We start from the raw sequence: 6,087 nt of genomic DNA, 5'->3' as shown, positions 1-6,087 counted from the left end.
CTTCCACATCCTCCGGGCTTTCCTCCACCGCCTGCGCCCACCCCGCCCCAGCCGGTGGAGGAAAGCCCGGAGGATGTGGAAGAGTCCTTCGCCCGCGAGGCCGCGGAGGGCGAGGGCAGCGCCGATAGGCGTGACCAGCGCACCGTGGCGATCGAGCTGTTGCAGGAGCAGCTGGGAGCGAAGCTGGTATAAAACGTCTACACTCGTTGGGGCGATAAAGATACCCCCTAAGAAAGGCAACAACCATGACTCAGCCCGATATGCAGCAGATTCTCGCCCAGGCCCAGCAGATGCAGGAGCAGCTGCAGCAGGCCCAGCAGGAAATTATGGCCACCGAGGTCGTTGGCGAGGCCGGCAATGGTTTGGTCAAGGCCACCATGAACGGTGCCGGCCACATCACCGGCGTCGAGATCGACCCGAAGGTTGTCGATCCGGAGGATGTTGACACCCTGCAGGATCTCGTGCTCGGCGCCCTGGAGGATGCCCACAAGCGCATCTCCGATGTGGCCGAGGAAAAGATGGGCCCGCTGCAAAACGCTGGCTTCGGTGGCGACCTGGACGGTATGCTCGGCTAAAACCTGACCGAGACGTCTGGTCACATTCAGCGCCCCGCCCCGTGCGGGGTGTTTGTGTGTACACTCCCAGCAGCGATAGCGGCCTGTGGCGTCCCCGCCACACCGTTGAGCTCCCCACCCCACGACCGAGGTTGACCCGCGCAATGGCGGGAATAGACCGGCACACGAAGGACACCCACCCCGCATGTTCGAAGGCCCGCTCCAAGATCTCATCGACGAGCTCTCTCGGCTCCCAGGAGTGGGGCCGAAGTCCGCGCAGCGGATCTCCTTTCACCTGCTCAACACCGATTCCGAGGATGTCGAGCGGCTCCAAAATGCGCTCGGCGCGGTGCGCGGCGGGGTCACCTTCTGCCGTATTTGCTGCAATGTTTCCCGCGATGAGCTGTGCCGCATCTGCGCGGACTCCCAGCGCGACCCCAGCGTGATCTGCGTCGTGGAAGAACCCAAAGACATTCAGGTGATCGAACGCACCGGGGAGTATGAGGGCCGCTATCACGTGCTCGGCGGGGCACTGGATCCGCTGAATAATGTGGGCCCGAAGGACCTCACCGTCTCACAGCTGCTGCAGCGCATTGGTGGGGTTCTCGAGGACCGTGAGGGCGAGCCCGCCCCCGATATCAGCGAGGTGATCCTCGCTACCGACCCCAATACCGAGGGCGAAGCCACCGCCTCGTATCTGGCGCGGCTCCTGCGCGATTTTCCGGATCTGGTGATCTCGCGGCTCGCCTCCGGCATGCCGCTGGGCGGCGATCTGGAGTTCGTTGATGAACTCACGCTCTCCCGCGCGCTCACCGGCCGCCACCGGCTCTAAGGGTGGTCTAGCCGCGGCCAGCTAGTCTTCGAGGCGCTCCTCGCGCAGCTGCGAGACCTCATCGAGCACCAGCGGCTCGAGGTCGGTGAACTCCACCCCCATGGCGCGGGCCAAGAGAAGATCCGCGATATGCGGGTTACGGGCCAAGAAGGGGCCGTGCATATAGGTGGCGATCACTGTGCCCTGGATAGCGCCATCGCAGCCGGCACCATGCCCGGAATCGGTGTTGCCGACACCGCGAGTAATCGAGCAGAGCGGCTGGGCATCCGGCCCCAGCACGGTCGATCCCATGTGGTTTTCGAAGCCGCTCAGACGCAGGCTCACCGTGCCGCTGATGCGCTGCGCATCGAAGATCTGCTCGGTGAGCACCGTGGAGGGAGTGGCCTCCACTTCACCGATGGCGCGGGTGCGTAGTTGCGCGGTGGTGGCGTCGATAAGCCCTAAGCCCTCGTGTACCCCGCCGGAGGCGTGGAAAGACTCGCCGAGCACCTGAAAACCGGCGCAAATACTCAGGATCGGGGTCTTCTTCTCTGCGGCGCGGATAAGGCCGCCGTGGGCGCGCAGATGCTCCGCCGCCAACACTTGGGCGGCGTCCTCGCCACCGCCCATGCAGTAGAGATCGCAGGAATCCGGGATGGCGTCCTGCAGGGTGATCCGATGGATATCGGCATCGATGCCGCGCAGCCGGGCGCGCTGGCGCAGCACGAGGGCATTGCCATCGTCGCCATAGGTGCCGAGCACATCAGGCAGCAGCAGTCCGATAGTGAGAGTCATTTACTCGTTTCCTTCCTTGGCTGCCTGCAGCGAACGTTCGAGAGCCTTCTTCAGATCACGGAAAGCCGTGTAATTGGCCAGCACCTCCACCCGGCCGGGCGGGCAGGCGCGAATGGCCTCCACGGGGTCGTGGATGAGGTCATGATCAATCGAGGCATACTTCAACCTGACCGCAAGGTCAGTACCGCGTTCGCCGGCGGCGTGCACGTGGAGGTTCTCGAAATTCTCAAACACCACATCCCACAGCCACGAAAGGTCCTCGCCATCGGCCACCTGGCCGTTGACGGCGATCACATGGCCCTCGGCCTCGCGATCGAGCATGGACAGCGCCTCCTGCCAGCCGGCCGGGTTCTTGGCCAGCAGCATGTGCACCTCACGGCCCTCGAACTGGACAGTGGAGTAGCGGCCGGCCACATTATCCACCTCTTCCACCGCGTCACGGGCGCCATCGAGGCTGATATCGAAGCAGCTCACCGCTGCTGCAATGGCCTGGGCGGCATTGCCGCGATTGGCCGTGCCCGGCAGCTTCAAATCCAGCGGCGTATCGCCCAACGGGGAGCGCAGCGCCTCATCATCGATCACCCAGCTCGGCTCGGGGCGGCGGAACTCGCGGCCATCGGCCAGCGGCTTGGTGGCGTACCAATCATCGCCGTTGTGCACCACGTGGGAGCCGGTGCGCGGGCAGGATACCGAATCGCCGATCCAGCCGGCGCCGGCAGAAACCCACACCACGTTCTCGGCGTCGAAGGCAACGGAGGTGACCAGCACGTCATCGCAATTGGCGATCACGGTCATCTCGGGATGGGCCTCGACACAGGCGCGGAGCGCGCGCTCGAGCTTATTGATCTCGCCGACCCGGTCCAGCTGGTCGCGGGTGAGGTTGAGCAGGATGAGCGCGGTGGGGTGAAGCCGGTCGGCCACCTTCGGCACGTGCAGCTCATCGCACTCCAGCACCACGTGGCTGGCATCCTTGCCGGCCATGAGCGCAGAGATAATGCCCGCGTCCATGTTGTCGCCGCCATCGTTGGTGGCCACGGTATAGCGGCTGCGCAGGGCGTTCGCGGTCATGCGGGTCGTGGTGGACTTGCCATTGGTGCCGGTGATCAGCACGGTGGGGCGGTTCTTCGCCACGGTGGTCATGATCGTGGGGTCGATTGCATTGGCCACCAGGCCGCCGATCATGCCGCCGGCACCGCGGCCGGTCGCGCGCGAGGCCGCAGTGGCTGCTGAAGCTGCCGTCGTGGCAAGGGTGGCGCGCAGACGGCGGAGAGGCCGAGGAAGGTTGATGCTCATGGTTAAGAAATTGTAGCCTCAACCGCCGCTGGGAGGGGCACGCCTGCTCACAGGCGCGCCTTGGTGCCGCTGGGCTCAGCCGGCTGCCTAGTTCTCTGCTTCTTTGGCGGTCTGGCGGGCCAGCTCCACGAAAGCGGTATCGGCCATGAGCGGAATATTCTTCCGCTGGGCGTGCATCGCCTTGCCCTTGAGATCCTGGGTGTGATTGCAGATCACCAGCGAGGAGCCGCGGCCCAGCTTCTCGCTGTAGCTCAACCCGGCATCGAGCGCGGCCTGAATGATCTCGGTATCGGGCAGCTCGATCTGCGGGGTGAGCACCACCTCCATGCCGGGTTGTAGCGAGCCTCCCGGCTGATACGCCCCGGGGTTCTCCGCGGCGGCGTCGGCCTGGGCGGCATCCACGCGCAGCACCGTGCGCTGCAGGCCGCAGCGATCCGCCTTCAACTCCTCGGCCTGGTAGCTCACAGGATTGTCCATTGCCGCATAGAGATCCCAGGTGAGCTGGGTGGACTCGAAGGAAAACTCCGCCTCGGGGACGCTGGCGCGTTCGCGGGTTGCCTGCGGGGAGCCGTCGAATAGCCCCCACTGGCGCGCCACGCCGCGCAGTCGCTCGTCCTCGATCGTGGCGCCGGTGCGGCGCACGGTGGTGAGCATGTCGATGAGGGCCACCGGCTTAGGCACATGCCCGAAATTCGAGCGATTGCGCTTGCCGCCGCGCCGCCGCCGCTGCTTCGGGGCGTGGGCGCGCCGGTTATGGGCGATGGCCCGCTTCGATTCCGAGACAATGAAACCCCAGGTGAGGGTCATATCGAAGGTGATGAGGGTGCGGCCGTCGATCATGCGGCAAATACTTTTCGCCACCCCGGCGAAGGTGGGGGCCGCCGCCACCTCCTCTTTGCTCAGCCCGTGCAGATGCGGCGGTCCCGGATCCGCCTTGGGATTGAGCACATGGTGCACGTGCTCATCGAGTTCACCGCTCGGGGTGAACGTGGCCAAATCGATGGCAACCATCCGCGCCGACGCGGGGTGAATACCCGAGGTCTGGACCGTGGCAACCACAAAGGGGGCCCGCTCGAGCTCGGCTTGTCGACGCGCCCTGCGCTCTTCGCGGCTCAGATGATGGTTACCGTTATTCATAGATTCCTATGCTAAACCACAACCGCGCCGACCCCGCGGACTAGGTACAGGGTGCAGGGCGGTGGCCTTTAGAAGTAACTCATGATCTGGTTTACGCAGATAGCCACGAAGGCCAGCGAGATGATGGCCATCATTGTGTTGGCGAACCAGCCATTGCGCCATTGCTTCGGGGTGGCATCGGTATTGAGCAGGATGAGCAACGTAAAGCCCAAAAAGGGCATGAAGAACGCACCGAGCACACCGTAGAGCAGCACCAGGACCACCGGACGGCCGAGGAAGAGCAGCACCATGGGCGGGAAGGTCAGCCACAGGGTGTAGAGCTTGTAGTACTTGCCGCCGGTGGTGGTGGAGGGGTGGTTCTCTGGAAGCTTGCGCAGGTGGCCGATGTAGTCGGCGAACATCAGGGACACGCCATTCCACACGCCCAGCACCGAGGAGAAGCTGGCCGCCCAGAAGCCAATGAGGAAGATCGAGCCGATAGTCGGGTTATAGCGCTCCGCCAGCACATCGGAGAGCCCCAGCAGCGCCTTGTCACCGTTGTCGACTGCGATATTGGCGGAGTAGAGCAGGTCGGCGCCGAGGATCAGCATGGCGATCACGAAGATGCCGGTGACCACATAGGCGACGGTGTTATCGATCCGCATCACTTTCATCCAGCCGGGAGTGCGCCAGCCTTTTTCGCGGCACCAATAGCCATAGGCGGCCAGGGTGATGGTGCCGCCGACGCCACCGGCGAGGGAGAGCACGTAGACCCCCGAGCCCTCAGGGATGCGGGGCACGAGCCCAGTGAGGATCTCGGGCAGGTGCCGCAGGGAGAGGGTGGCAATACCGACCACGGTGAGAAACATGAGACCCACCAGCACGGCGATGATTTTTTCGAAGAACTCGTAGCGGCCTATCCAGGTGAGAATGAACCCGAGAATGCCCGTGCCGATCGCCCACCAGGTGAGAGTGGTGCCGGGAAAGAGCGCGGCCAGCGGCAGCGCCGTAGAGCTCATGGCCGCAGCACCATAGACGAACCCCCACACCACGATATAGGGGGCGAAATACCAGCTGGTCCAGCGGCCAATGCGCCGCCAGCCGGTATAGATCGTGTGGCCGGTGGACAGAGAATAACGGCCCACGCCTTCGACGAGCACAATCTTCATGATCGCGCCCACCACGGCCGCCCAGAGGAGGGTATAGCCGAATTTTTGCCCGGCAATCATGGTGGCAACAAGATCGCCGGCGCCGACACCGGTGGCGGCAGCCACGAGGCCGGGGCCGATCACACGCCACTTGGCGTCGGGGTTGGGGCCATCTGCGGATGGCTGGGTGGTGGGTGGACAAGCGTCAGCGCGGGACATGTGATCCTCCTTTGCTCGATATGGAGAGTGGTGTGGGTCACAATCCTAGCAAGGGGAGGAGACGTGGTGGGGTGCATCGCGGCAGGTGAGCGGCCCCCAGTGCAGGTGGCACGGCGGAATCCGCTGTGGTGCAGAGGGGGCTGCTGCCAGC

The 6,087-nt window shown here is 64.5% G+C and carries 7 protein-coding genes; 3 read left to right on the top strand and 4 right to left on the bottom strand.

What is annotated here, in order from left to right:
- The 3 genes from GBB14_RS06800 to recR form a co-directional block, all read left to right on the top strand.
- A partial coding sequence (locus GBB14_RS06800) for a hypothetical protein (protein WP_151529072.1) occupies positions 1–192 on the top strand: 192 nt, incomplete at its 5' end.
- Positions 193–245: 53 nt separating this feature from the next.
- Entirely contained in the window at positions 246–575 is a 330-nt protein-coding gene (locus GBB14_RS06795) for a YbaB/EbfC family nucleoid-associated protein (RefSeq protein WP_151529071.1), read from the top strand.
- A 184-nt stretch (positions 576–759) separates the two neighbouring features.
- A complete protein-coding gene (gene recR / locus GBB14_RS06790) occupies positions 760–1,386 on the top strand; it encodes a recombination mediator RecR (RefSeq protein ID WP_151529070.1) in 627 nt (208 codons plus the stop codon).
- Positions 1,387–1,407: 21 nt separating this feature from the next.
- Here recR and GBB14_RS06785 read toward each other — a convergent pair whose 3' ends face one another.
- From GBB14_RS06785 to GBB14_RS06770, 4 genes are all read right to left on the bottom strand, one after another.
- Complete coding sequence (locus GBB14_RS06785; RefSeq protein ID WP_151529069.1) at positions 1,408–2,160, bottom strand: type 1 glutamine amidotransferase; 753 nt, start codon at positions 2,158–2,160, stop codon at positions 1,408–1,410.
- Positions 2,161–3,453, bottom strand: a complete 1,293-nt coding sequence (locus GBB14_RS06780; protein ID WP_151529068.1) for a MurT ligase domain-containing protein — start codon at positions 3,451–3,453, stop codon at positions 2,161–2,163.
- A gap of 87 nt (positions 3,454–3,540) precedes the next feature.
- Positions 3,541–4,590 carry a DNA polymerase III subunit epsilon gene (locus GBB14_RS06775; protein ID WP_151529067.1) on the bottom strand — a complete coding sequence of 350 codons (1,050 nt, stop codon included), beginning with the start codon at positions 4,588–4,590 and terminating at the stop codon, positions 3,541–3,543.
- Between the two features lie 68 nt (positions 4,591–4,658).
- Positions 4,659–5,936, bottom strand: coding sequence for an Nramp family divalent metal transporter (locus GBB14_RS06770; protein WP_151529066.1), 1,278 nt, complete (start codon positions 5,934–5,936; stop codon positions 4,659–4,661).
- Positions 5,937–6,087: the final 151 nt, after the last annotated feature.

It is taken from the genome of Corynebacterium sp. 51B (genome assembly GCF_008930785.1).
GTDB lineage: Bacteria > Actinomycetota > Actinomycetes > Mycobacteriales > Mycobacteriaceae > Corynebacterium > Corynebacterium megadyptis.
Note: the sequence above shows the minus strand (reverse complement) of the source record. Positions and strands in the feature narration are given on the sequence as shown.